Source organism: Dactylosporangium sp. NPDC005555, from assembly GCF_040605635.1.
Taxonomy (GTDB): Bacteria; Actinomycetota; Actinomycetes; order Mycobacteriales; family Micromonosporaceae; genus Dactylosporangium.
In genome coordinates this window covers 78,803-103,902 of record NZ_JBEXDG010000004.1, presented here as the reverse complement: position 1 = coordinate 103,902, position 25,100 = coordinate 78,803, and the positions used below count along the sequence as shown (strand labels likewise).

Below are 25,100 nucleotides of genomic sequence, written 5' to 3'. Positions count from 1 at the left end.
TCGGCCGATGTCAACGGCGGGAACCGTGTCGCCGCTCCTCGCCGGGGTGGCTGGCGGGATCACGTCGGTCGTCCCCTCGGGCGTCGGCGGGGCGCTCGGCCCCGCCGTCACCCGCAAGCTCGACCCCGAGGTGCTGCTCGTCCGGGCGGCCGGCTAACCCTGCCACTCCCGGGCGAGCAGCTCGAAGGAGCGGACCCGGTCGGCGTGGTCGTGCGTGATGGTGGTGATCAGGAGCTCGTCGGCGCCGGTGACCCGCTGCAGCGTCCGCAGTTGGTCGGCCACCGACGAGGGGCCGCCGACGAACTGCGTGTCGAGGCGGTCCTGCACGAGAGCCTGGTCGTCGTCGGACCACGGCAGCGTTACGGCCTCGGCGGGGGTCGGGAACGGGATCGCGCCCGCGCCGGTGCGGATGCTGCGGACCCAGTGCTTGTACGGCGAGGCCAGCTCCCGGGCCTGCGACCCGGAGGGAGCGACGACCACGTCGGCGGAGACCAGCACGTACGGCCGGTCCAGGACCCCGGGCCGGAACGCGGCCCGGTACGCCGAAACGGCCTCGAGCACGGTCGCCGGCGCGACGTGGTAGTTGGCCGCGAACGGCAGGCCCCGCTCCCCCGCGACGGTGGCGCTCTGCCCCGCGCTGGAGCCGAGGATCCACAGCTCGACCTTCGCGCCCTCGCCGGGCGTGACGTGCACGTCGAGGTCGCCGCGGGTGTACGTGCCGGCGATGAGGGCCTGGATGTCGTCGACGACCTGGGCGAAGTCCGGCGCGGTCGCGCCCGGTTGCTGCAGCAGCTCCGCGAACAGCGCGAACCGGGGCTGGGTGACGAGCTTCCCGAAGTCGAACGCCGGCGGGATGAGCAGCCCGTCGACGACCTGCGCCGGCTTTGCGGCAGGCGCGGGGGCGGACAGCGCCGCCAGGGCCTCGGTGCGGCGCTGTCCTGAGCGGCCCAGGCCGAGGTCGAACCGGCCCGGGTACACGGCGTCGAGCAGCCCGAACTGCTCCACCACGGACAGCGCGGTCTGGTGGCCGACCTGCACCGCGCCGGACCCGACCCGGATCCGGTCGGTGGCGGCGGCGATGAGGCCGATGAGCACGGCCGGCGCGGCGCTGGCGACGCCCGGCGCGAAGTGGTGCTCGGCGACCCAGTAGCGCTGGTACCCGAACGACTCGGCGCGCCGGGCGAGGTCGACGGTGTTGCGCAGAGCGGCGCCCGCGTCGCTGCCGGAGCTGATCGGGGCAAGGTCGAGAATGGACAGTGGAACGGTCATGAGGGCACCGCCAGGGTCGGGAAGGGGCGGCTGGGGATCTCGCGGCGCAGGACCGGCGCGACCTCCGCCTGGAAGAGCTCCAAGGAGCCACGGTGTTGCTTGTCGGTGAGCCCGTCGGCGTCCGCCTGCACGTGCATGACCTCGTGGCCGAGCCGCGCGTGGTACCGGTGGACCTTGTCGATGATCTGCTGCGGGCTGCCGACGAGGATTGAGCTGCGCTCGATCGCGTCCTCGATGGTGTGGAAGACGGGTTCGACACCGACGCGTCTGAAGGTCTCGAGGCGCTTGTTGAAGATGGGCCGGTAGACGTCGACGGCGTCCTGCGACCGTTCGGCCACGTACATCCCGGCGGAGCCGGCACCGACGAGCGCCTTCGACGGGTCGTGGCCGTGGAAGGCGAGCCTCTCCCGGTAGTGGGCGACCAGCGAGGCGTACGGCTCGACCGGGTTGGTGACGTTGGCGGAGAACAGCGGGTCGCCGTGCAGGGCGGCGAGCTCGACGGACGCCTCGCTGGTGGCGCTGCCGTGCCAGATGCGGATGTCCCGCTGCAGCGGCCTCGGCCACGCCTCGGCGTCGTCCAGCGACGGGCGGAACCGCCCGGACCAGGTGACCTTGTCCTCCCGCCACAGCCGGGTGAAGAGCTCGTAGCCCTCCCGGTTGCGGTCCCACTGGTCGTCGGCGGTGACGTGGAAGAGCTTCGCCTGCGCGGCGCCGTTGCCCTTGCCGACGATGAGCTCGAGGCGGCCACCGGACAGGTTGTCCAAGGTGGAGTAGTCCTCGAACGCGCGGACCGGGTCGAGCAGGCTCAGTGTCGTCACGGCGGTGAAGAGCCGGATGACGCTGGTGCGGGCGGCGATGTGGCTGAGCACCACCGGCGGCGACGAGGAGATGAACGGCCGCTCGTGGCGTTCGCCGACGCCGAACCCGTCGAAGCCGAGCTGCTCGGCGAGGACCGCGTTGTCGACGACCTCCCGCAGCCGCTCACGGGCCGGTTTCGCGCCGTCGGTGACGATGAGGGTGATGGCGAGGAACTTCATTGGCGCAGCACTCCTTCGGCGAACGTGTACGCCTCTTCCAGGTGCGGGTAGCCGGAGAGGATGAACTCCTCGATGCCGACCGAGCGGTATTCGTCGATGCGGGCGGCGACCTCGGCGTGGCTGCCGACGAGGGCGGTGCCGGCGCCGCCGCGGACCAGGCCGATGCCGGCCCACAGGTTGGGGGCGACGACGAGCCGGTCGCGGTCGCCGCCGTGCAGGTCGAGCATCCGCCGCTGCCCGACGGAGTCGAGGCCGCGCAGGCTCGCCTGCCGCTCGCGGACGGTCTCCTCGGACAGGCCGGCGATGAGCCGGTCCGCGGCCGACCAGGCCAGGTCGGCGGTGTCCCGGGTGATGACGTGCAGCCGGATGCCGAAGCGGACGGGCCGATCGGCGACGGCCCGCACCGCCGCGACCTTCTCCGCCACCGAGGCGACGGGCTCGCCCCAGGTGAGGTAGACGTCGGCGTGCCGGGCGGCGAGCTTGATCGCGGCCGGTGACGACCCCCCGAGGTACACCGTCGGGGCGGGCGCCGGCGGCTCGCGCAGCAGGCCGCCCTCGATGTCGTAGTGCAGCCCGCGGTGGTCGAACCGCGCGCCGGTCCAGGCGGCGCGCACCACGTCGAGGAACTCGCCGGCGCGTTCGTAGCGGGCGTCGTGGTCGAGGGGGTCGCCGTAGCCGCGCTGCTCGGCGGCGCTGCTGCCGATGACGACGTTGAGCAGCAGCCGCCCGCCGGACAGCCGCTGGAACGTGGCGGCCATCTGCGCGGCCAGCACCGGCGTGATCAGGCCCGGCCGGAACGCGACGAGGAACTTGAGCCGCCGCGTCTCGGCGATCAGCGCGGCCGTGGTCAGCCACGCGTCCTCGCAGTGCACCCCGGTCGGGGTGAGCACGCCGGTGTACCCGAGTTGGTCGGCGGCGCGGGCGATCTGCGTCAGGTAGTCCAGCGTCGGGGCGCGGTGCGTCGCGGAGCGGGGCAGCGGGGTGGTGTCCTGCGCGCCGATGATGCCGCCGTGGGTGCCGGCGCCGACGGCGTGGTCGTCGCCGCCGGTCGGCAGGAACCAGTGGAAGACGGGGTCACTCATGCTGGAGGCCCAGGTGGCCGCGCAGGGTCGTGGTGGTGTAGTCGGTGCGGTGGACGCCGCGTTCCTGCAGCAGCGGCACGACCTGGTCGACGAACTCGTCGAGGCCGCCGGGCACGATGTGCGGCACGAGAATGAACCCGTCGGCGGCGTCGCTCTGCACGAACTCGTCGATGGTCGCGGCCACGGTGCCCGGCGTGCCGATGAAGGTCTGCCGGCCGGTGACCTCGATGATGAGGTCCCGGATGCCGAGCTGCTTCTCGTCGGCGAGGGCGCGCCACTGCGCGGCGGTGGCGAGGGGGTCGTCGAAGAGGCGGGCGCGGCCCTTGATGATGGAGTCGTCGTCCAGGACGGGGTCGAACGCGGGCAGCGGCCCTTCGGGGTCGTGGTCGCTGAGGTCCTTGTTCCACAGCTGTTCCAGGAGCAGGATCGCGGTCTGCGGGCTGACCTGTTGCCGCCGGATGTGGTGCGCCTTCTCCGCGGCGTCCGCGGCGGAGTCCCCGAGGACGAACGTGCTGGCCGGCAGGATCTTCAGCTCGTCGGGGTGCCGGCCGTGGCGGGCCATCCGCCCCTTGACGTCGGCGTAGAACGCCTTGCCCGATTCGAGGGTGCCGTGCCGGGAGAAGATGGCGTCGGCGTCGCGGGCGGCGAACTCGCGACCGGGGTCGGAGTCGCCGGCCTGGATGATGAGCGGCCGGCCCTGCGGCGTCCGCGGCACGGTGAAGTGACCCTCGATGCCGACGTGCTGTCCACTGTGGACGAATGCGCCGGGGTCCGCGTGCCGGGTGAACGTCCCGGCGACGCGGTCCGCGAGCACTTCGTCGGAAGGCCAGGTGTCCCACAGTTCGCGGGCGGTGTGCAGGACCTCGGCGGCGCGGGTGTAGCGGTCGGCGCGGTCCAGGTAGCCGCCGCGGCGGAAGTTCTCGCCGGTGAACGCGTCGGAGGAGGTGACGACGTTCCACCCGGCCCGGCCGCCGGACAGGTGGTCCAGGGAGGCGAGCTTGCGGGCCAGCTCGTAGGGCTCGTTGAAGGTCGCGTTGACGGTGCCGGTCAGCCCGAGGTGGGTGGTGACGGCGGCGAGTCCCGCGAGGACGGTGAGCGCGTCGGGGCGCCCGACGACGTCGAGGTCGTGGATGCGGCCGCGCTGCTCGCGCAGCCGGAGGCCCTCGGCGAGGAAGAAGAAGTCGAACCTGCCGCGCTCGGCGGTCTGCGCGAAGCGGCGGAACGACTCGAACGCGATCTGGCTGCCGGAGGCGGGGTCGCTCCACACCGTCGTGTTGTTCACGCCCGGGAAGTGGGCCGCGAGGACGACCTGCTTCTTCTGGCTCGTCATGCGGTGACCTCCGTGCGGGCGTACCGGTTGAGCGCCGCGGGCAGCCCGAGGTGCCCGCGCAGGGTGGTGGCGGTGTAGTCGGTGCGGAACGCGCCCCGCGCCCGCAGCAGCGGTACGAGGTCCTCGACGACGGCCGTCAGGTCGGCGGGCAGGACGCCGGGGCGCAGCCGGAAACCGTCGACGCCGGCGTCGTGCCACGACAGCAGCAGCTCGGCCAGGCCGGCGGCGTCGCCGACGTAGATGTGGGCATCGCTGGTGTACGACGCACCGTCCAGCTCGTCGAGGCGGGCCTTGCGGTCCGGGTCGAGGAACACGACGACGTCGGCGAACACCCGTGCCGGGCGGGCGGCGGCCACCAGCGCGGCGGCGTCCTGCGCGGAGGCCGGGGTCACGTAGAGGAGGTCGACGCCGAGGCGGTACCCCAGAGGTGTGTGGGTGAGCGCGGTGACGACCGGCTGGCCCTGCGGGGGGCGGGGCGTGATCGACGGGCCCTTGACGCTGAAGCGCTCACCGGTGAAGTCGATGTAGTGCAGCTTGTCGCGGTCGACGAACCGGCCGGTGGCGACGTCGCGGATCTCGGCGTCGTCCTCCCAGCTGTCCCAGAGCCGCCGGACGACCTCGATGTGGTCGGCGGCCTCGGCGAACAGCTCCGCGATGAACGCCTGCACGGCGGGCTCGGCGAGGGTGGCCGGGTCGAACGCGGGGAAGGTCCGGTGGCCGAAGTGCGCGGCCTCGCCGGCCCGGCCGGACACCTGGGCGCGCCAGCCGGCCCGGCCGGTGCTCAGGTAGTCGAGGGTGGCGAGCTGGGTGGAGACGTGGAACGGCTCGGTGTGCGTGACGGTCACCGTCGGCACGAGCCCGATGTGCGTGGTCACCGGGGCGACCCGCGCAGCGATGAGCAGCGCGTCGAGGCGGCCCTTGACGTGGTCGGCGCGACCGTCGAGACCGTCGTAGCGGCCGGACTGCAGGCCGAGGGAGTCCTCGATGGTGACGAAGTCGAGCTTGCCCCGCTCAGCGATGCGGACGAGGTCCAGCCAGTACTCCGGCGAGAACAGCTCGCCGGGGCGGGCCGACGGGTCACGCCAGGCGGCCGGATGCCACCCGGCCCCGTCCAGTGCCACCGCGAGGTGGAGGCTCATGCCGCGATCCCTTCGGGGCGTTGCACCGGGGCGTTCCAGTCGAGGAGCACGGGTGCGGAGTATGTGGTGAAGTCGGTGGTGTCCCGGAACGCGGGCACGGTGTAGAGGTCCCGGGCGTAGTCCCACAGGTGCGGGAAGCCGGCAAGGCCCGCGCCGTAGCGGACCAGGGTGACGTACAGCCGGATGTCGGCCTCGGTGATCGCGGGGCCGATCAGGAACCGGCGGGTGGCGAGGCGCTCATCGAGGGTGCCGAGCGCGTCCAGGAAGGCGGTGCTGTCCGGGGCGCCGCGGTTGACGGCCGGGCCGAGCCACGCGTCGAGCTGCTCGATCTCCTCGCGGTGCGCCTCCGGGTAGGTGTCGAGCACCGGGGTCGCCACGTGCCGGAAGCTGGTGGCGAGGTCGATGCCGATGCCCTTGAAGTCGTTGCTGACCACCTGTGCCGTGGTCCGGTCCCACAGGGTCGGCACCGAGACGTGGCCGTCGAAGCCCTCCTCGGTCGCCTCGTAGGCCTGCCGCAGCAGCGTGAACCCGTTGACCGGGTCGGGCCCGTACTTCTCCCGGAACGCCCAGCCGCGGCCGTCGCGCGCGTTGTCGACGTAGGAGACGGTGACGATGTCGTGGAGCCCCGCGAGCGCGTGGGCGATCGTCACTCGCTGCGACCACGGGCAGAACCACCCGGCGTAGACGTGGTAGCGCCCCGGCTGGGGGTCGTCGACCACGTGACCGCTGAAGCGGTACAACGGGCGGGGGTCGTCGGGGCGTTGAAGAATGCGGTACTCACCGTGCACCGTCGTGTCGACAGGGCTGGCCAGACGGCTTGAGCGAGGAAGTTTCGACATGGTGGTCCTCCGTCGATCCGGAGCGAGATAGCCGACTAATCCTACGTGCAAGATATGGAATTGACCAGAGGTTCGTGACATGGCCGACAGGACTGCCCATCGACCGTTGACAGTCACGCACAGCCACTGCTGCACTGACCCGACGAGACGCCGTTGACAGCCCGCGGCGCACCCCTCCCCGTCGCGAGTCTCCTTTGAGGATGTCCCATGCGTAGATACCTTGCGTCCCTTGCCGTCGCGGCCTTACTGCTCGGCGGCTGCAACGGTGCCGCCGCCGAGGACCCCGCCGCCGACGCCGGCGCGCCTGTCCAGGGCGGGAAGCTCACCTGGGCGATCGAGACCGAGCCCATCACCTTCAACCCGCACCAGTACGCCCAGGCCAAGGCCCGGCTGCTGGTGTGGAACAGCTTCGAGGCGCTGCTCACCCACGACGACAAGGGCGGCTACCTGCCGTGGCTGGCGACGTCGTGGGAGGCCTCCCCCGACGGGCTCACCTACACGTTCAAGCTGCGCGACGGCGTCACGTTCCACGACGGCGAGAAGTTCGACGCGTCCGCGGTCAAGGCCAACCTCGACCAGCTCCTCGTCGCCGGCTACGCCCCCGGCGTCGCCTCGACCCAGCTGAAGTACTTCAAGGACGCCGAGGTCATCGATCCGAGGACGATCGCTGTCCACCTGAAGCAGCCCGACGTCGTCATCCTCGACTTCTTCGCCTCGCCGCAGGGCGCGCAGGTGTCGCCGAAGTCGCTCAAGAGTCCCGACCTGAAGGCCGGCGGCCCGTCGGTGGTCGGCACCGGGCCGTTCATCCTCGACCGCTACACGAAGGGCCAGGAGGTCCACTACACGAAGAACCCGGCCTACGCGTGGGCACCCGCCAACGCCGGCCACCAGGGACCCGCGTACCTCGACGAGGTCACCTACCGGTTCCTCAAGGAGTCCTCGGTCCGCGTCGGCGCCCTGACCTCCGGCCAGGTCGACGTCATCGAAGGCGTACCGGCGACCGAACAGGAACTGGTGAAGAGCGACCCGAACCTGCGCTTCGCCAAGCAGCTCAACAGCGGCACGGCGTACAACCTCTACTTCAACCTGACCCACGCGCCGTTCGACGACATCCGGGTCCGCCAGGCGTTCCGCGACGCGGTCGACGTCGACGCCGTGCTGCAGGGCGTCTACCGCGGCACCGCGACCCGCGCCTGGAGCCTGCTCAGCCCGTCCGGCCCGTTCTACGAGCCGGCGGTCGAGAAGACCTACGGCAACAACCCCACCGAGGCCAGCAAGCTGCTCGACGAGGCCGGCTGGACCGCCAAGGACGGCGAGGGCTACCGCACCAAGGACGGCAAGCGGCTCACCGCGCGGATCGTGCTGTCGGCGCCGTTCGTCCGCGACAAGCGCGACATCCTCGCCCAGGCCGTGCAGGCCGCGGTGAAGCAGACCGCCGGCATCGACCTGCAGGTCAAGGTCGTCGACCAGGGCACCGCCGCGGACGCGATCGCCAAGGGCGAGTTCGAGGTCTTCGACAACTCCCGCGCCGACACCGACGCCGGCGCCGCGATCAACCTGATCGTGCCGAAGGGCGCCCCGATCAACCGGCACGGCTTCACCGACCCGGAGCTGGAGAAGCTGATCACCGAGGCGGCGGCCACCGGCGACGCGGCGAAGCGCAAGGCGGCGTACTCCACCGTCCAGAAGGTCCTCATCGACAAGGCGGTGCTGCTGCCCCTGTACGCCCCGGCGGACCAGGTCGCCTCGCGGCAGAAGGTCGGCGGCGTGGGTTTCGAGCCGACGGCGGGCGTCCCGGCGAGCGCCTACAACGTATGGATCGGCAAGTAGCGATGCTCAAGCCGATCCTCCGGCGACTGGGCAGCGGGGCGGTGGTCCTCTGGGCCGCCGCCTCCGCGGCCTACCTCGCGCTGCGGCTCGCCCCGGGCGACACCGTCGACACCCTCGTCGGCGACGGTCCCGACACGCCGCAGATCCGCGCCCAGATCGCGAAGGACCTCGGCCTCGACCGGCCGGCGGTCGTGCAGTACATCGACTACCTGTGGCGGCTGCTGCACGGCGACTTCGGCCGCTCGTACGTGCTGCAACGGCCCGTCATCGACGTCATCGGCAGCCAGATCTGGCCCACGGTGAAGCTGACCCTCCTCGCGACGGCCTTCAGCGCCGTCATCGCGGTCGGCCTGGCGATCCTCACCACCGGCCGGTCCCGCTGGATCCGCGGCCTCGTCTCCGGCCTCGAACTGTCCATCGTGTCCGCACCCGGGTTCCTCATCGGCATCCTGCTGCTGAGCGTCTTCTCCTTCCAGCTCGGCTGGTTCCCCGTCTCCGGCGACCGGGACGCGTCCGCGCTCGTCCTGCCCGCGGTGGCCCTGGCGCTGCCGATCGGCGGGCTGCTCAGCCAGGTCATCCGCGAGGGCCTCGAACGGGCGCTCGACGAGCCGTTCGCGGTCACCGCGAGGGCCCGCGGACTGACCCGGCTCGCGCTGCTGTGGCGGCACGGCCTGCGCCACGCGCTGCTGCCCGCGGTGACCCTGGCCGGCACACTGATCGGCTTCCTGCTCAGCGCCGCCGTCGTCGTCGAGCGGGTCTTCGGCCGGCCCGGCCTCGGCGAGGTCGCCACGGAAGCGGTCGGCAACAAGGACATCCCCGTGGTCCTCGCCGTGGTGATGCTGGCCGCCGCCATCTACGTGGTGCTCAGCACCGCGGCGGACCTGGCGTACCTGCTCATCGACCCGCGCCTGCGGAAAGGCTGACCCCCTCATGTCGATCGCCCTGCCCGAGAAGACCATCCCGGTCGTCGTCGGCGACCCGCCGGTCAAGGCCCACCGGCGGGTCGTCGCGCCGGGCCTCGTCGCCGCGTCGCTGGTGCTGCTGCTCGTCGGCGTCGCCACCGTCGCGCCCGGGCTGCTCACCGGCACCGACCCTCTCGCGGCCGACCCGTTCCACGCCCTGGAGGCGCCGAGCGGGGCGCACTGGTTCGGCACCGACCAGCTCGGCCGCGACGTCTTCACCAGGGTCGTGCACGGCGCGCGGTACTCCCTGAGCATCGGCGTCGCCGCGACGCTGCTGTCGGTGCTCGCCGGCGGGATCCTCGGGCTGCTCGCCGGGCTCACCCCGCGCGCCGTCGACGAGGTGCTCAGCCGCGCCCTCGACGTCCTGTCCGCGTTCCCCGAGGTGCTGCTGGCGCTGCTGTTCATCGCCTTCACCGAGCCGGGCACCCCGAGTCTCATCATGGCCATCGCGTTGGCGTTCGCGCCACGGTACGGCCGGATCGTGCGCGCCCAGACGCTGCTCGTGCGCCGGTCCGGCTACGTGGAGCAGGCCGTCACCTTCGGGCTGTCCCGGACCCGGCTGGTCTGGCGGCACATCCTGCCGAACGTCCTCGGACCGCTGCCGATCCTCGCCACGATCGGCCTGGGCAGCGCGATCGTCAACGCCTCCGCGCTGTCGTTCCTCGGCATGGGGCCGCAGCCGCCGTCGCCTGAGTGGGGCGCGATGCTCGCCGAGAGCCGCAACTATCTGCGCGTCGCGTGGTGGGCCGCGATCCTGCCCGGCGCGACCCTCACCGTCACCGTCATCGCGCTCACCGCCGTCGGCCGCCGGCTCCAGCGCCGCTTCGAAGGAAGGCGCTGACATGCCGCGCTCATCCGCGCCGGACAAGGGCGCCGGACCGGTCCCGCTGGTCACCGTCACCGACCTGCGGGTCACGTTTCCCGGGCCCGGCGGCGGCCCCGGACACGCCGTGCACGCCGTGCGCGGGGTCAGCTTCACCATCGAGCGCGGCGAGTGCGTCGCGATCGTCGGGGAGAGCGGATCCGGCAAGAGCGTCACCGCCCGCAGCCTCGTCGGCCTCGCCGGCCCCGGCGCGGACGTCAGTGCTTCCACATTGGACATCGACGGCCGCGACACCACCGGGTACACCGACCGCGACTGGCGCCGGCTGCGGGGCAGGCTCGCCGGGCTGGTCCTGCAGGACGCACTGGTCTCCCTCGACCCGCTCAACACCGTCGGCCAGGAGATCGGCGAGGTGCTGCGCACCCACCGGGTCGGCGCCGCCGCCACCCGGGACGCCCAGATCACCGCGCTGCTCGACGCGGTGCACGTCCCGGAGCCCGCGGTCCGCGCGAAGCAGTACCCGCATCAGCTGTCCGGCGGGCTGCGCCAGCGCGCCCTGATCGCGTCCGCGATCGCCGCCGACCCGCCGCTGCTCATCGCCGACGAGCCGACCACCGCCCTCGACGTCACCGTCCAGGCGCAGCTGCTGCGCCTGCTCGCGGAGCGCCGCGCGGCGGGCTCGACGCTGCTGCTCGTCAGCCACGACCTCGCCGTCGTCGCCGGGATCGCCGACCGGGTCCTCGTCATGCACGACGGTGTCATCGTCGAGCAGGGCCCCACGGCGCGGATCCTCACCGCACCGGAGCACGACTACACGCGGATGCTCCTCGCCGCCGTCCCCACCGCCGCGTCGCGCGGCCACCGGCTCAGCGCGACGACCCGCGAGCCGCTGCCGGCGCCGTCCATCGAGCGCGACCGGATCGTGCTGCGCGCCGAAGGACTGCACAAGCACTACGGCGCCCGGCACGCCGTCGACGACGTCAGCTTCGCCCTCGCCCGCGGCGAGATCCTCGGCGTCGTCGGCGAGTCCGGCTCCGGCAAGACCACCGTCGCCCGCATCGCGCTCGGCCTCCTCGAACCCGACCGGGGCAGCGTCCACCTGGCGGGCAGGCCCTGGACCGGCGTCCCCGAGCGGCGGCGGCGGCCCGACCGGCGCAGGCTCCAGGTCGTCTCGCAGGACCCGCTGAGCTCGTTCGACCCGCGGTACACCGTGGAGAAGCTCGTCGCGGAGCCCCTGCACCTGCGCGGCGCGGCCCGCCGGGACCGGGTCGTCGAGCTGCTCGAACGGGTCGGGCTCAGCGCCGCGCTCCTGCGCCGCCACCCGCGCGCCCTCTCCGGCGGGCAGCGGCAGCGGGTCGCGATCGCCCGCGCCGTCGGCCCTCGCCCCGACGTCCTCGTCTGCGACGAGCCGGTGTCCGCGCTCGACGTGTCCGTCCAGGCACAGGTGCTCGACCTGCTCGCGGACCTGCGCGCCGGCGACGGCACCGCGCTGCTGTTCATCTCCCACGACCTCGGCGTCATCCACCACCTCGCCGACCGGGTACTCGTCATGCACGACGGCCGGGTCGTCGAGCACGGCCCGGTCGAGGACGTCTTCGCCCGGCCGGAGCACACCTACACCCAGACCCTGCTCGCCGCGCTGCCGGCTCTGACCGCCGGAGCCGGCCGGTGAACGGTCCAGTCATCCCCTCACTGCCAGGAGGCACGACCTGATGTTGTTCGCCACCGAGGTCGACGCGCCCGGCGTCGCGGCCCTGGAACGGGTCGTGCTCGACGCCGAGCGGGCCGGCTACGCGTTCGTCACGTTCCCCGACACACCACGACGGCCCGGGATCGAGGCCGGTGTCCGGGCCGCGTACCTGGCCCGCCGCACCACCCGGATCGGGCTCGCGCCGACCCTGCACGCCACCACCACCGAGCCGTTCCACCTCGCCACCCAGCTCGCCTCCCTCGACCACGCGTCGCTGGGCCGGGCCGGCTGGGTCGTCGGCGCCACCACGGCCGCCGAGGACCTCGCCACCGTCGGCAGGACGGGGGCCGGCGACGGCGAGGTCGCTGACGTCGTCGAGGTCGCCCGGCGGCTGTGGGACTCCTGGGAGGACGACGCGATCATCCGCGACGTCGCGACCGGCCGGTTCCTCGACCCGCGCAAGGTGCACCACGTCGACTTCGAGGGATCCGGCTTCTCCGTCGTCGGGCCGCTCATCACCCCGCGCCCGCCGCAGGGCCAGGTCGTCGTGATCGGCTCCGACGAGCTCACTGCGGTGCTCGACGTAGCGCTCGACGTGGCACTGGTCCGGGCCACCGACGTCGCCGAGATCGCCACGCGGGTCGCCGCGGCCCGCGCGGCCGGGGCGGCGCTCGTGTTCGCCGACGTGCCCGCGTCGTTCGACCCGTCCCTGGTGGAAGGACTCGTCGACGGGGTGCACTTCCACGGCGGTCCACCACCGGTCATCACCGCGAGCCCGCACGGCGCGACCCTGCGCGAGACCCTCGGACTCCCCCGCCCACTGAACCGATTCGCGGTGACATCATGACCCAGCTGCACCTCGGCGTCTTCTTCACCGGCGTCGGCCCCAACCTGCTGTGGACCGAGCCCGACTTCGCCGACCACACCCACATCGGCACGTTCGTCGACGTCGTGCGCACCCTCGAACGCGGCCTGTTCGACGCGTTCTTCCTCGGCGAGGGCCTGCGCGTGCGGGAGAACCGCGGCACCGTCTACGACCTCGACGTCGCCGGGCGGCCCGACGCCATCACCCAGCTCGCCGCGCTCGCCGCCGAGACCACGCACATCGGGCTCGTCGCCACCCAGAACACCACCTACAACTACCCGGCGGACCTGGCCCGTCGCCTCGCGTCGCTGGACGCGGTCTCCGGCGGCCGCGCCGGCTGGAACATCGTGACCACCGACAACGCGTGGACCGGCGAGAACTTCCGGCACGGCGGCTGGCTGCCGCACGAACGCCGCTACGAGCGGGCGGGTGAGTTCGTCGCCACGGCGAAGGCGTTGTGGCGCAACGAACGCGTCATCCGCGACACCGACGTGGTCACCCTGCGGGCCACCGGCGGGGTCGAGCCGAGCGCGCAGGGCCGGCCGGTGCTCTTCCAGGCCGGCGACTCCGACGGCGGCCGGGAGCTCGCCGCCCGCCACGCCGACGTCGTCTTCTCCGCGAACACCGACTACGACAAGGCCGTCGCCTACGCCGCGGACCTCCGCGCGCGGCTCGCCCGCTACGGCCGGTCCGAGGACTCGCTGCGGATCCTGCCGGGCGCGTCGGTCGTGCTCGGCGACACCCCGCAGGAGGCGCGGGACCGGGCGCGCTGGATCACCCGCGAGCAGACCACCGGGCCGCGCGCGATCGCGTTCCTGGAGCAGTACTGGGGCAAGGACCTCTCCGGCTACGACCCCGACGGTCCCCTGCCGGACATCGACCCGGCCGACGGCGAGCTCGACCCGTCGCGCGGCACGATCCCGATCGAGCTGCGCACCGGCAAGCTGGAGCGGGTCGCCGCGTGGCGCACGCTGGCGACGGAGCGCGGGCTGTCGATCCGGGACCTGGTGATCGAGGTGACGCCGAAGCACAACACGTTCGTCGGCACGCCCGGCGAGATCGCCGACGAATGGACCCGCTACGTGCGCGACCGGGCCGTCGACGGCTTCAACCTGCTGCCGCAGCTGCTGCCCGGCACCGTCGAGGACATCGTGGACCGGCTCGTCCCGCAGCTGCAGGAGCGCGGCGTGTACCGCACCGCGTACGAGGGCACCACGCTCCGCTCGCACCTGGACCTGCCGGCCGGGTGAACCTGTACCCTCACGTGCAGTGCACTGAGAGAGGGAGCACAGGTGGCCGCAGCAGCGAAGGACACCGGCGGAGAGGCGGCCGGGCAGGCGCGGGTCACGATCCGCCAGGTCGCCGTCCACGCCGGGGTGTCCGAGGCCGCCGTCTCCTATGCGCTCAACAACCGGCCCGGCGTGTCGGAGCAGACCCGGGCGCGCGTGCTCGCCGCCGCCCGGGACCTCGGCTGGGCGCCCAACATCGCCGCCCGCTCGCTCGGCACCGCCCGCGCCAACGCGGTCGGGCTCGTCCTCGTCCGCCCGCCACGGGTGATGATCGTCGACTCGTGGTTCACGCAGATGCTCAGCGGCGTCGAGGCCGAGCTCAACCGCAACGACATCGCCCTCGTGCTGCACCTCGTCGACCGCATCGAGGACACCATCGGCGTCTACCGCAAATGGTGGGCGGGCCGGCACGTCGACGGCGTCATCCTCACCGACCTGCGCAAGGACGACCCGCGCCTCGACGCCCTCGTCGAGATCGGCCTGCCCGCCGCGGTCATCGGCGGCCGGCCCGGCCTCGAGGGCTGCAGCACCGTCGACGCCGACACGCCCGGCACCGCCCGCGCCATCGTCGGCTACCTGCGGGCCCTCGGCCACCGCACGATCGCCCGCGTCGCCGGCACCGAGGAGCTGTTCCACACCGGCCAGCGCGACGCCGCCTACCTCGCGGCCCTGGCGCACGCGGGGCTCGACGTCGAGCGGTATCGCGTCGTCTACACCAACTACAGCGCCGTCGACGGCATGCGGGCGATGCGGGACCTGATGAGCGGCGCCGAGCCGCCGACCGCCGTCGTGTTCGACAACGACGTGATGGCCGCCGCGTCGCTCAAGGTGGCGCACGAGATGGGCCTGTCCGTGCCGGAGGACGTGTCGGTCGTCGCGTGGGACGACTCCGACCTGTGCCAGATCACCGTCCCGGCGATCACCGCCGTGCAGCAGACCCCGGCGCAGCAGGCGGAGCTCGCCGCCCGCGCCCTGCTCGTCACCATCGGCGGCGGCGGGATCAGCCACGTCACGCTGCCGCCCGGCACCCTCACCGCGCGCCAGTCGACCCGGCCGCTGCGCCCCGGCCGCACCGCCTGAGACGTTCGCAACCGCTTCAGCGCACCACTGTTGACACTCCTTACTTCACCAACTTAAGGTCATGCTTCGCGTACTTATCCGGTTCAGTCGGTCGTGACCACGGGAGCACCCCACATGCCTGTCCTGCGTCCCCTTCACTCCGGGTGGACCCTGCGCGCGCCCTCGCCCGACGCTCCCGTGCCTGCCGCTGTGCCCGCCGCCGTGCCGGGCTGCGTGCACACGGACCTCCTGGCGGCCGGGCTGATCCCCGACCCCTATCTGGACGCGAACGAGCTGGACCTGGCCTGGATCGGCCGGACCTCGTGGGTCTACGAGACGACGTTCGACGCCGACGAGACCGGCGACCGGGTCGATCTGGTCGCCGGCGGCCTCGACACGGTGGCGACCGTCACGCTCAACGGCGTCGAGCTCGGCCGGACGGCGAACATGCACCGCGGCTACCGCTTCGACGTGCGCGAGGTGCTGCGCCCCACCGGCAACCGCCTGGAGGTGCGCTTCGACTCGGCGTACGACTACGCCCACGCCGTCCGCGACGCGCTCGGCGAGCGGCCCAACGCCTACGACGAACCGTTCCAGTACATCCGGAAGATGGCGTCGAACTTCGGCTGGGACTGGGGCCCGACCCTCGTCACCGCCGGCATCTGGCAGCCGATCGGCCTGGAGTCCTGGTCCGTGGCCCGGCTCGCGTCGGTGCGGCCGCGGGTGAGCGTCACCGACGGCACCGGTCGCGTCGACGTGCACGTCACCGTCGAGCGGGCTTCGGACGACCCGCTGACCCTGACCGCCTCGGTCGCGGGCATGACGGTGCAGGCGGGCCTCGCGGCGGGCGAGACGGAGACGGTCGTGACCGTCACGGTGCCGGACGTGCGGCTGTGGTGGCCCCGCGGGCACGGCGACGCCGCCCTCCACGACCTGACCGTCTCCCTCTCCAGCGGGGACGTCTGGCAGCGGCGGATCGGGTTCCGCACCGTGGAGCTCGACACCACGGCCGACGCCGACGGCACCGCGTTCACCCTCGTCGTCAACGGGACCCCGGTGTTCGTGCGCGGCGTGAACTGGATTCCCGACGACGCGTTCGTGACCCGCGTGGACCGGGACCGTTACGCGGCGCGGATCGGCCAGGCCGTCGACGCCGGGGTCAACTACCTGCGGGTGTGGGGCGGCGGCCGGTACGAGAGCGACGACTTCTACGACCTCGCCGACGAGCTCGGCGTGCTCGTCGGGCAGGACTTCCTCTTCGCGTGCGCCGCCTACCCGGAGGAGGAGCCCCTCGGCTCCGAGGTGGCGGCCGAGGCGCGCGAGCAGGTGGAGCGGCTGATGCCGCACCCGAGCCTGGTCATGTGGGTCGGCAACAACGAGAACATCTGGGGCTGGCACGACTGGGACTGGCAGCGGGCCCTGGACGGCCGCACCTGGGGCGCCGGCTACTACCTGGACGTCCTGCCGGGGATCGTGCGCGCCGTGGACCCGACCCGCCCGTACTGGCCGGGCAGCCCCTACTCCGGCACGCCCGGCGTGCACCCGAACGACCCCGCCCACGGCACCACCCACATCTGGGACGTGTGGAACAGCCACGACTACCGGCACTACGCCACCTACCGGCCGCGGTTCCTCGCCGAGTTCGGTTTCCAGGCCCCACCGGCGTACGCCACGCTGCGCCGCGCCGTGTCCGACGACCCGCTGACGCCCACGTCGCCCGGCGTCCTGCACCACCAGAAGGCGGGCGACGGCAACGGCAAGCTCGCCCGCGGCCTCACCGGCCACTTCCCCGCCCCGTCGTCGTTCGACGACTGGCACTGGGCCACCCAGCTCAACCAGGCCCGCGCGATCTCGTTCGGCATCGTTCACTTCCGGTCGCTGCGCCCCCTGTGCATGGGCACGGTCCTGTGGCAGCTCAACGACAACTGGCCCGTCACGTCGTGGTCCGCCGTCGACGGCGACGGCCGCCGCAAGCCGCTCTGGTTCGCATTGCGGCGGGTGTACGGCGAACGCCTGCTCACCCTGCAGCCGCGCGACGGTGTGCCGGCCCTGATCGCCGTCAACGACTCCGCGACGCCGTGGCGGGCCCACGTCGACGTGCGCCGGATCGGCTTCACCGGCGACCTGCACGCGAAGACCACCCTGGCCGTCGACGTCCCGGCCGGCGGCGCGGTCACCCTGCCGCTGCCGGCGGACCTGACCACGGCCGGCGACGCCGCCGCCGAGCTCATCGTCGCCGACGCCGGCCCGGACCGCGCGGTGTGGTGCTTCGCCGAGGACGTCGACCTCGCCTACCCGGCCGCGTCGACCGACGTCGTGGTCCGCCCCACCGCGGACGGCGCCGAGGTCTCGGTCACCGCACGGACGTTCGTGCGCGACCTGACCCTGTTCGCGGACCGCCTCGACCCGGCCGCGACGGTCGACGAGCAGCTCGTCACGCTGCTCCCCGGCGAGTCGGTGACCCTGCGCGTCACGGGCGGCGCGCTGCCCCCGGCCGACGACCCGGTCTGGCGCGGCGCACCGGTCCTCCGCTCGGCGAACGACCTCATCGCCCGCTGACGCGCTCTGGCCCGCTCCCGGCACGGCCGCGCTCGGGCCTGTTCCCGGGCTGGGCTCGCTCAGGCCCGCTCCCGGGCTGGGCCCGCTTTCCGCCGGGACCGGGTGGGACCGGTGGGCCACCGGGGCCGGCGACCGGCACGGTCGTGGTGCGGCCGGTGGGCGGAGGAATCTGGTCGCGGGCAGGCATGGCGTGCTCCTCACGGCCGGTCGGCGGGTGAGCGGCACACCTACCCCGCGACGGGCGCCACGGTGGGTGGTCCCGCGGGTGAACCCGTTCAGCGCACCTCGGCGAGACGGGACTCCAGGAACGCGCGCTCCACGTCGTTGCCGGTGAGCGCCAGGGCCTCGGTGTACGCGTCGGCGGCCTCCGGGAACCGGCCCAGCCGCCGCAGGAAGTCGGCCCGCACGGCGCTGAGGTAGGCGTACGTGGCGAGCTCCGGCATCCCGAGCAGCGGTGTCAGCGCGTCTAGCCCCGCCGCCGGACCGTCGCGCAGGCCGACGGCGACCGCGCGGTTGAGCGAGACGACCGGCGACGGCCAGAGGCGCCGGAGGACGTCGTACAGCGCGACGATCTGCGGCCAGTCGGTCGCCTCCCACGAGGGCGCCTCGGCGTGGACGGCGGCGAGCGCGGCCTCCACGGCGTAGCGGGTCGGCGGGTGCCGGCGCAGCGCGGCGGTCAGCAGGTCGGTGCCCTCACGGATCTGCCGGGTGTCCCAGCGGGTGCGGTCCTGCTCGGACAGCAGGACCAGCCGGCCGCCGGCGCCGCGGGTGTCCCTGCGGGCGTCGACGAGCAGCATCAGCGCCAGCAGGGCCGTGGCCGAGGCGTCGTGCGGAACCAGCAGCCGCAGTACCCGCGCCAGGGCGATCGCGGCGTCGACCAGGTCCTGCCGGACCAGCGTGTCGCCGACCGGCGCCGCGTGGCCGGTGGTGAAGACGAGGTGGATGACGTCGAGGACGGCACCGACGCGCTCCGGCAGGTCGTCCGGCGACGGCACCCGGAACGGGATGCGGGCCGCGCTGATCTTCCGTTTCGCGCGGGTGACGCGGGCCGCCATCGTCGGCTCCGGCACGAGGAACGCCCGCGCCACCTCGGCCGTCGTCAGGCCGCACACCAGGCGCAGCGTCAGCGCGACCTGCGCCTCCCGGGACAGCGCCGGGTGGCAGCAGGTGAAGATGAGCCGGAGCCGGTCGTCGTCCTCCCCCGGCCCGGGCGTCGCCTCCTCGGTGACCAGCAGCGGCAGCGCCCGGCGCAGCGCGGACTCGCGGCGCAGCACGTCGAGGGCCCGGTTGCGGGCGACGGTGGTGAGCCACGCGCCGGGCCGGTCCGGGACGCCACCGGCCGGCCAGGAGCGCAGCGCCCGCGCGAACGCGTCCTGGACGCATTCCTCGGCGAGGTCGAGGTCACGGGTGACGCGCACCGTCGCGGCGAGCACCCGGGCCCACTCGCGACGGTGCACCTCGGCGATGCCCACCGGTGGCTCGGCGGTCACCCGTGGTCCGGACGGTCGTGGTCCACGATCGGGCGGATCTCGACGCCGCCGTGGCCGGAGGCCAGCTCGGGCAGCATGGAGGCGGCGGCGATCGCGGCGTCCAGGTCGGCGGCGTCGATGACGTAGAAGCCGCCGAGGGCCTCCTTCGCCTCCAGGAACGGACCGTCGGTGATCATCGGGCCGCCGCGCAGCGTGGTCGCCGTCGTGGACGGCTCCAGCTCGTGCCCGGCGAGCACGGTCGCGGCGGCGCTGAACGCCCGGTGGCCCTCGCCCTTCTCGTGCCGCTCCTGCTCGGATTCGGCGTCCCAGCGCTGCTCGTCGCCGTAGATGAGGATGAGGTACTTCGCCATGGTCCGTCCTGTCTGCTCGGGGACTTTCTACCCTGACGACGATCGGCGCGGCGCCGAATTCGACAGGTGGTCCCGCGCGTTCTCCGGTGTGCGGCTACCAGCGGTCGTGGTGCACCGCCTCCGAGAGCGGGGTCCGCCGCCGCCAGCCGTGCCGTTCGAGGTCGGGCACCGTCTCCAGGTGCGTCACCGGCCCGAGGCACAGCCACGCGACGGGCCGGACACCGTCGGGGATGCCGAGCAGGTCCCGCACGAACGGCTCGCGGTAGAACGACACCCAGCCGACCCCGAGGTCCTCGGCGGTCGCGGCCAGCCACAGGTTCTGGATGGCGAGGCAGACGGAGTAGAGCCCGGCGTCGGCGATCGCGTGCCGTCCGAGCACCGCCGGTCCGCCGCGGCAGGGGTCGTACGTGACGACCACCGACAGCGTCGACTCCAGCACCCCGTCGATCTTGATCCGGGCGAAGGTCGCGGCCGCCGGCCCGTCGAGGGTCGCGGCGAACGCGTCCCGCTCGGCCCGGACGTGCGCGTGGAACGCGGCCCGCAGGCCGGGGTCGCGGACGAGGACGAAATCCCACGGCTGCGACAGCCCGACGCTCGGCGCGGCGTGGGCGGCGCGCAGCACGCGGTCGAGGACGTCACCGGGGATCGGCGCGCCGGTGAACTGGCCGCGCACGTCGCGGCGGCGGTGGACGACGTCGTACAGGTCGGTGCTCATGAGGGCAGGCTCCCGCTGCTCAGGCCGCCCCTGCGGACGGCCGGTGACCGCGAGGCCGGTCTTCGGACTCTCGGATCAACGCCTGCACCGTCCGCCTTCCCGGCCCTCGGGCCAGTGACCGCGCACCGCGAGGGCGCGCCTGGACGGCAGCTCCCCGATCACCGCGGCGGGCCCGTGCCGGATTCACACCGGCTTCCCGATTCTCCCCGGTCGCCTTCCGGCTTCCGGGGCACCTCGCATCAGTTCATGCCGCCTGCGAGCTTACGGCGCCACGGTCCGGAAGCCGGCACCACGGCGTTCCTTCGGCGACACGTCACCGACGGTCCGCGGCGCGCGTCCGCTGTGGGCGACGACCTCGACCTGACGGCCGCGATCAGCCTGCCAGCGGGACCTCGTGTTCTACTTACTCAACGACCCGGGATCCCTCGATCGAGGACGGCCGGTCGAGCAACGCGAAAAGCAGGGCGAGCGCGGCGAGGCCCAGGCACAGGGCGGCGCCGTCGGCGAGGGCCGGTGCCGGCCCGCCGGACGTGGCGGCGGTCGCCAGGAAGATGCCGCTCACGGCCGCGATGCTGACGCTCGCGGCGAGCCGCTGCGACAGCTGCAGCAGCGCCGCACTGAGCCCGTTCACCCCCGGTGGGGCGTGGGACAGGGTCAGCGCCTGGTTCGGCGCGATGACGAACCCGCCCGCCGCGCCGATCACGAACTGGCTCGCGGCGAGCGCCCACACCACCGGCCCGGCCGGCAGGACCTCGACCGCCGCGATCGACGCGGCGATGCTCGCGACCGCCACCCCGAGCGCGACCGTGGTGCCCCGCCGCCGCAGCCCCGAGGTGAACGCGGACGTGAGCGCGAACCCGACGGCGCTCGGCAGGGCGATGGCCGCGGCGGCGAGCGGCGGATGGTGCAGGCCGTCCTGCAGGTACAGCGACAGCACCAGATTCAGCGCGAGGGTGGCGCCGAAGTAGCACATGGCGACGAGCACGCCGAGGACATAGCCGCGGTTGCGGGTCAGTGCCGGCAGGAGGATCGCGCTGCGGCCGAGCGCGGTCCACCGCCGCTCCCACGCGAGGAACCCGGCGAGGCCGGCGCCCGCCCCGGCGAGCCACCACCAGCCGCCGGTGCCGACGACGGACAGCAGCGCGGCGAGGGTGGTGCCGCCGAGCAGCAGCAGACCGCCCAGGTCGAGGTCGCCGCGGTGGCCCGCGGGCCGGCCGGCGGGCAGGACCCGCAGCGCGAGGGGGATCGTCACGACCGCGAACGGCAGGTTCGCCAGCAGCACCAGCCGCCAGCCGAGCCCGTCCCCGGCCAGCTGGAGCACCACACCGCCGAGCAGCGGGCCGAGCATGCCTGCCACGCCGCCGACGAAGGCGTACGCGCCGAGCGCGCGGGCCCGGTCGCGGCCGTGGAACAGGTCCTGGAACAGCCCGATGATCTGCGGGTTGACGACGCCGGCGCCGAACCCCTGGACGAGGCGGGCGGCGGCGACGACCCAGCCGTGCTGGGCGGTGGCGGCCACGACCGCGCTGACGGCGAACACGGCGAGCCCGCCGGCGAACAGCAGCCGCCGGCCGTACAGGTCGCCGAGCCGCCCCGCGGGCACGAGCGCCAGCCCGAACGCGAGGGAGTACCCGGCCAGGATCCACTGCAGCGACGCGGTGCCGGCGTGCAGCGACCCGCGCAACGCCGGCACCACGACGTTCAGCACCGACTGGTCGAGCAGCGTGGTGAAACCGGCGCAGAGGCAGACCGCGACGACCCACCGCGCCCCGCCGGCCTTGACCGGCGCCGGTGCGGTGGTCAGTGACACCCGTCGAGCATTACATATTTATCCGATCGGAAATAGGGTTATGCGTGTCACGCCGTAGAGTGCGCGGGGTGAAGCTGCGCGGAGTCCTGCTCGACCTCGACGGCACACTGCTCGACCACGAGGCCGCGGTGACGACCGCCCTGCGGCGCTGGCTGCCGTCGATCGGCGTCGCACCGTCGCCGAAGCTCAGGGCGCTGTGGTCGGCGGTACAGGAGCGGCACCTGACGGACTGGCGGGCCGGGCGGATCACGTTCCAGCAGCAGCGCCGCCACCGCGTCCGCGACTTCCTCGCCGCGATCGACCGCCCCTGCGACGGCCCCGACGAGGAGCTCGACACCATCTTTTCCGGGTTTCTCCGCCTGTACGAACTGTCGTGGGCCCCCTACGACGACGCCCGCCCCGCCTTGCGGGCGCTGCGGCGGGCCGGACTGCGGACCGCGGTGCTGACGAACGGCATCGAGGAGCAGCAGACCGCCAAGCTCGCCACGATCGGCCTGCGCGACCTCGCCGGCCCGGTGTACACCGCCGAGACCCTGGGCCTGTTCAAGCCCGACCCCGCCGTGTTCGCCGAGGCGTGCCGCCGCTGGGGGCTGCCACCGGCGTCGGTGGTGAGCGTCGGCGACCGCCACGACCTCGACGTGCTGCCCGCCAGGTCCGCCGGCCTGCACGCCGTCCACCTGGACCGCGACGGGACCGGCCCGTCCGGCGAACCCCACCGCGTCATGTCCCTCGCCGGCCTGCCCGCCGCGCTCCTCGCCCACTGAGACCCAGGCCTCGGTGCGGGTTGTCCAACGGTGTCCAACGACGGGCTATTGACGGACGTCATATCGACAGAATGCGTCCATGGCGGCGGCGCAGCTGGTACATGATGAACCCGGATGGAACTATCGGGAGCGGACCCGGCAGGGCGGGGTGCTGCAGCACACCGGCAGGTTGCGGGCCTGGCGCGAGGACGGTGGGCGGCTGCTGGCGATGCTCACCGTGCACCCGTACTTCGAGGACTACGGGTGCACGATCCCGGAGCAGGTGCGGGCGCGGTTCCCGTTCTCGGGACGGCTCGTCGACGTGGTGTCCTACGAGCCGGGCTGGTGGGGCGGGCGTTGCCGCTACCACATCGCCGACCCGGCGTACGCGGCCGTGCAGCGATGGATGTCGGCGGACGCGCGGGCCGTCGCCCGGCGGCTGGGGCCAGGGTTCCGGATCGACGACGAGGCCGACACGACGTTCGGGCAGCTCGGCGCGTGACCGCCAAATAGGCGTAAATTCGGGCAAAACCGCATGAAGGACCTAGTACGCCCGTAGCGTCGGGTTGATGAGGATGGTTCACAGGCTGGCGGCCGGACTGGCCGCCCTCGCGGTGACCGGTGCCCCGGCCCTGACCGCGAACGCCGCACCCGCCGCCGCGTCCGAGGATCTCAAACCGGCGCTGCTCACCCCCGCCGACCTGCCCGAAGGGTTCATGCCGATCGCCGCCGCGACCGACGACGACGGCGCCGTCAGCATCGGGGGCAACTTCCCGGGCTGCCCGTCCCTCGCGCCGGTGACCGGCGACGGCACCGCGTCCGCCGCCGTCACCTACAGCAAGGGTGTCGTCGGGCCGTACCTGACGCACGCGCTGGTGCGCTTCCCGGCCGGCGGTGCCGCGCCCGCGATGGACCGGCTCGCCGAGGCCGTCACCACGTGCAAGTCGTTCAGCCAGGAGCTGGCCGGCATCACGGTGCGCTTCACGCTCGCCCCGACGCAGGTCCCGGCGACGCTCGGCGAGCGGGCCTTCGGGGTGCGGATGACCGGCGACACCGACTTCGGCATCAAGGTCACCGCCGACATCATCGCGGTCCGGCGCGGGGAGTTCGTGCTGTGGCTCAACGACATGACCGTCGGCGACGCACCGGCGGGCATGATCGCCACCCTGGCCGAGCCGGCCGCCGACCGCTGCGCCCAGCGCGTCAAGGGCTGCTGACCGTCAGGACCACCTTCCCGGTGACGCGGCCGGTGGCGACCAGCTCGTGGGCCTTCGCGACCTCCTCGATGGGGAGCACCGCGTCGACGACGACCCGCAACGACCCCCGCTCCACCAGGTCGGCGAGGGACCGCAGGCCCGCGTGGTCGGGCTGCACGATGAGGAACCCGGCCCGGCGGCCCTGCCGCCGGGCCTCGTCCGCCAGGTAGGCCTCGGCGGGCGACGCCAGGGACACCAGGATCCCGCCGGGCCGCAGCGTGGCAAGGGACCGCGGACCGTATCCGCCGCCGATCGGGTCGACCACCACGTCCAGGTCGGCGACGGCGTCCTCGAACCGCGCGGCCGTGTAGTCCACCACCTCGTCCGCGCCGAGCTCGCGCACCAGATCGTGTTTCGCGGCACTCGCGGTGCCGACGACATGGGCGCCACGCGACTTCGCGATCTGCACCGCGAGATGCCCCACACCACCCGCCGCCGCGTGGACCAGGACCCGCTGCCCGGGCCGGACGTCGGCGGTCTCGACGATCGCCTGCCACGCGGTGAGCCCGGCCAGGCCGAGCCCGGCGGCCTCCACGTGCGACAGCCCGGCCGGCTTGCGGGCCAGGTGCCGGGCCGGCGACGTCACGTAGTCCGCGTACGTGCCGGCGGCCTCCGGCAGGCGCGGCATCCCGAACACCTCGTCGCCCGGGCGCAGCCACGTCACGCCGAGGCCGACCTCCTCGACGACCCCGGACACGTCCCAGCCGAGCCGGACCGGCGTGCCGATCAGCCCGCCGGTCGCGCGGTGCCACAGGTCGGTCGGGTTGACCCCGGTCGCGTGGACCCGCACGAGCACCTCCGAGGTCCCCGGCGCCGGGCGGTCCACCTCCAGCACCCGCAGCACCTCGGGCCCGCCGAACACGTCCTGACCGATCGCGCGCATCGCTTCCCCCATCGCTCGTGTTGCCGTCGCGGTCCAGCCTCGCCGTGACGGGCACCGCAGACGAGTGGCCGCATCGCCAG

The 25,100-nt window shown here is 73.4% G+C and carries 23 protein-coding genes and 1 riboswitch; of the genes, 12 read left to right on the top strand and 11 right to left on the bottom strand.

Going from position 1 to position 25,100, the window contains the following annotated elements:
* Positions 1 to 7 precede the first annotated feature (7 nt).
* Positions 8 to 157 carry a hypothetical protein gene (locus ABZS58_RS06375; protein WP_354778222.1) on the top strand — a complete coding sequence of 50 codons (150 nt, stop codon included), beginning with the start codon at positions 8 to 10 and terminating at the stop codon, positions 155 to 157.
* Here ABZS58_RS06375 and ABZS58_RS06370 read toward each other — a convergent pair.
* From ABZS58_RS06370 to ABZS58_RS06345, 6 genes are read right to left on the bottom strand one after another with little or no spacing between them, the layout of a single operon-like run.
* A complete protein-coding gene (locus ABZS58_RS06370; protein WP_354778221.1) occupies positions 154 to 1,269 on the bottom strand; it encodes an LLM class flavin-dependent oxidoreductase in 1,116 nt (371 codons plus the stop codon). The two genes, ABZS58_RS06375 and ABZS58_RS06370, sit on opposite strands and share 4 nt — an antisense overlap.
* Complete coding sequence (locus ABZS58_RS06365) at positions 1,266 to 2,306, bottom strand: LLM class flavin-dependent oxidoreductase (protein WP_354778219.1); 1,041 nt, start codon at positions 2,304 to 2,306, stop codon at positions 1,266 to 1,268. The genes ABZS58_RS06370 and ABZS58_RS06365 overlap by 4 nt, the downstream gene beginning before the upstream one ends.
* Positions 2,303 to 3,388, bottom strand: a complete 1,086-nt coding sequence (locus ABZS58_RS06360; RefSeq protein WP_354778217.1) for an LLM class flavin-dependent oxidoreductase — start codon at positions 3,386 to 3,388, stop codon at positions 2,303 to 2,305. Before ABZS58_RS06360 ends, ABZS58_RS06365 begins: the two co-directional genes overlap by 4 nt.
* Positions 3,381 to 4,718, bottom strand: a complete 1,338-nt coding sequence (locus ABZS58_RS06355; protein ID WP_354778215.1) for an NtaA/DmoA family FMN-dependent monooxygenase — start codon at positions 4,716 to 4,718, stop codon at positions 3,381 to 3,383. Before ABZS58_RS06355 ends, ABZS58_RS06360 begins: the two co-directional genes overlap by 8 nt.
* Positions 4,715 to 5,857, bottom strand: a complete 1,143-nt coding sequence (locus ABZS58_RS06350; RefSeq protein WP_354778214.1) for an LLM class flavin-dependent oxidoreductase — start codon at positions 5,855 to 5,857, stop codon at positions 4,715 to 4,717. The genes ABZS58_RS06355 and ABZS58_RS06350 overlap by 4 nt, the downstream gene beginning before the upstream one ends.
* Positions 5,854 to 6,696 carry a glutathione S-transferase C-terminal domain-containing protein gene (locus ABZS58_RS06345; protein ID WP_354778212.1) on the bottom strand — a complete coding sequence of 281 codons (843 nt, stop codon included), beginning with the start codon at positions 6,694 to 6,696 and terminating at the stop codon, positions 5,854 to 5,856. The genes ABZS58_RS06350 and ABZS58_RS06345 overlap by 4 nt, the downstream gene beginning before the upstream one ends.
* A 207-nt stretch (positions 6,697 to 6,903) precedes the next feature.
* Between ABZS58_RS06345 and ABZS58_RS06340 the strand changes: the two genes are divergently transcribed.
* The 8 genes from ABZS58_RS06340 to ABZS58_RS06305 all read left to right on the top strand — a co-directional run bounded on the left by ABZS58_RS06340 (position 6,904) and on the right by ABZS58_RS06305 (position 17,773).
* Positions 6,904 to 8,526 carry an ABC transporter substrate-binding protein gene (locus tag ABZS58_RS06340; protein WP_354778211.1) on the top strand — a complete coding sequence of 541 codons (1,623 nt, stop codon included), beginning with the start codon at positions 6,904 to 6,906 and terminating at the stop codon, positions 8,524 to 8,526.
* 2 nt (positions 8,527 to 8,528) lie between these two features.
* Complete coding sequence (locus ABZS58_RS06335) at positions 8,529 to 9,449, top strand: ABC transporter permease (protein WP_354778209.1); 921 nt, start codon at positions 8,529 to 8,531, stop codon at positions 9,447 to 9,449.
* Positions 9,450 to 9,456: 7 nt separating this feature from the next.
* Positions 9,457 to 10,329 carry an ABC transporter permease gene (locus ABZS58_RS06330; protein WP_354778207.1) on the top strand — a complete coding sequence of 291 codons (873 nt, stop codon included), beginning with the start codon at positions 9,457 to 9,459 and terminating at the stop codon, positions 10,327 to 10,329.
* A 1-nt stretch (position 10,330) separates the two neighbouring features.
* On the top strand, positions 10,331 to 11,983 hold the full coding sequence (locus tag ABZS58_RS06325) for an ABC transporter ATP-binding protein (RefSeq protein ID WP_354778205.1): 1,653 nt from the start codon (positions 10,331 to 10,333) through the stop codon (positions 11,981 to 11,983).
* Positions 11,984 to 12,023: 40 nt separating this feature from the next.
* A complete protein-coding gene (locus tag ABZS58_RS06320; protein WP_354778203.1) occupies positions 12,024 to 12,848 on the top strand; it encodes an LLM class flavin-dependent oxidoreductase in 825 nt (274 codons plus the stop codon).
* Positions 12,845 to 14,116: an LLM class flavin-dependent oxidoreductase gene (locus ABZS58_RS06315; protein ID WP_354778201.1), complete on the top strand. Its 1,272-nt coding sequence runs from the start codon at positions 12,845 to 12,847 to the stop codon at positions 14,114 to 14,116. The genes ABZS58_RS06320 and ABZS58_RS06315 overlap by 4 nt, the downstream gene beginning before the upstream one ends.
* A 42-nt stretch (positions 14,117 to 14,158) precedes the next feature.
* Positions 14,159 to 15,235, top strand: coding sequence for a LacI family DNA-binding transcriptional regulator (locus ABZS58_RS06310; RefSeq protein WP_354778199.1), 1,077 nt, complete (start codon positions 14,159 to 14,161; stop codon positions 15,233 to 15,235).
* 114 nt (positions 15,236 to 15,349) lie between these two features.
* Entirely contained in the window at positions 15,350 to 17,773 is a 2,424-nt protein-coding gene (locus tag ABZS58_RS06305; protein ID WP_354778197.1) for a glycoside hydrolase family 2 protein, read from the top strand.
* A 275-nt stretch (positions 17,774 to 18,048) separates the two neighbouring features.
* On the opposite strand, the gene ABZS58_RS06300 is transcribed toward ABZS58_RS06305, so the two are convergent.
* The 4 genes from ABZS58_RS06300 to ABZS58_RS06285 form a co-directional block, all read right to left on the bottom strand.
* Positions 18,049 to 19,206 (bottom strand): sigma-70 family RNA polymerase sigma factor, encoded by a 1,158-nt coding sequence (locus tag ABZS58_RS06300; RefSeq protein ID WP_354778580.1) that lies wholly within the window; start codon positions 19,204 to 19,206, stop codon positions 18,049 to 18,051.
* Between the two features lie 53 nt (positions 19,207 to 19,259).
* Entirely contained in the window at positions 19,260 to 19,613 is a 354-nt protein-coding gene (locus ABZS58_RS06295; protein WP_354778195.1) for a YciI family protein, read from the bottom strand.
* A 94-nt stretch (positions 19,614 to 19,707) separates the two neighbouring features.
* On the bottom strand, positions 19,708 to 20,328 hold the full coding sequence (gene bluB / locus ABZS58_RS06290; protein ID WP_354778193.1) for a 5,6-dimethylbenzimidazole synthase: 621 nt from the start codon (positions 20,326 to 20,328) through the stop codon (positions 19,708 to 19,710).
* Between the two features lie 35 nt (positions 20,329 to 20,363).
* Positions 20,364 to 20,580: riboswitch (cobalamin riboswitch) on the bottom strand.
* Positions 20,581 to 20,731: 151 nt separating this feature from the next.
* The gene (locus ABZS58_RS06285) at positions 20,732 to 22,138 is read right to left on the bottom strand and encodes an MFS transporter (protein WP_354778191.1); all 1,407 of its coding nucleotides are present in this window, start codon (positions 22,136 to 22,138) and stop codon (positions 20,732 to 20,734) included.
* A gap of 68 nt (positions 22,139 to 22,206) precedes the next feature.
* Between ABZS58_RS06285 and ABZS58_RS06280 the strand changes: the two genes are divergently transcribed.
* The 3 genes from ABZS58_RS06280 (at position 22,207) to ABZS58_RS06270 (ending at position 24,098) form a co-directional block, all read left to right on the top strand.
* A complete protein-coding gene (locus ABZS58_RS06280; RefSeq protein WP_354778189.1) occupies positions 22,207 to 22,902 on the top strand; it encodes an HAD family hydrolase in 696 nt (231 codons plus the stop codon).
* A 79-nt stretch (positions 22,903 to 22,981) separates the two neighbouring features.
* Positions 22,982 to 23,383, top strand: coding sequence for a hypothetical protein (locus ABZS58_RS06275; RefSeq protein WP_354778187.1), 402 nt, complete (start codon positions 22,982 to 22,984; stop codon positions 23,381 to 23,383).
* A gap of 67 nt (positions 23,384 to 23,450) precedes the next feature.
* Positions 23,451 to 24,098 carry a hypothetical protein gene (locus tag ABZS58_RS06270; RefSeq protein WP_354778185.1) on the top strand — a complete coding sequence of 216 codons (648 nt, stop codon included), beginning with the start codon at positions 23,451 to 23,453 and terminating at the stop codon, positions 24,096 to 24,098.
* On the opposite strand, the gene ABZS58_RS06265 is transcribed toward ABZS58_RS06270, so the two are convergent.
* The gene (locus ABZS58_RS06265; protein WP_354778183.1) at positions 24,085 to 25,020 is read right to left on the bottom strand and encodes an NADP-dependent oxidoreductase; all 936 of its coding nucleotides are present in this window, start codon (positions 25,018 to 25,020) and stop codon (positions 24,085 to 24,087) included. The genes ABZS58_RS06270 and ABZS58_RS06265 overlap by 14 nt on opposite strands.
* Positions 25,021 to 25,100: the final 80 nt, after the last annotated feature.